The organism is Marinicauda pacifica (genome assembly GCF_004793635.1).
GTDB classification, from domain to species: Bacteria; Pseudomonadota; Alphaproteobacteria; order Caulobacterales; family Maricaulaceae; genus Marinicauda; species Marinicauda pacifica.
The window spans coordinates 1-303 of record NZ_SRXV01000111.1; the positions used below are offsets into that span (position 1 = coordinate 1).

Sequence of the window (303 nt, forward strand, 5' to 3'; positions counted from 1 at the left end):
CGCTATCTCGACGAGCGCGCGGAGACGCTGGACGAGGCGCTGGCAATGATCGAACGCTGGACCAAGGCGGGCGAGGCCAAATCGGTCGGCCTGCTCGGCAATGCCGCCGAGATCTTCCCCGAGCTGGTACGCCGCGGCGTCGCCCCGGACATCGTCACCGACCAGACCTCCGCCCACGATCCGGTCAATGGCTATCTGCCCAAGGGCTGGTCGATCGCCGAGTGGCGCGAGACACGCGAAAGCGATCCCAAGGCGGTCGAAAAGGCCGCGCGCGCGTCGGTGAAGGAGCATGTCGCGGCGATG

Annotated in this window: 1 pseudogene; it reads left to right on the top strand. The window is 68.0% G+C overall.

From position 1 onward, the window contains the following. Positions 1-303: pseudogene (locus tag E5162_RS14605) on the top strand (urocanate hydratase); the annotation flags it as partial.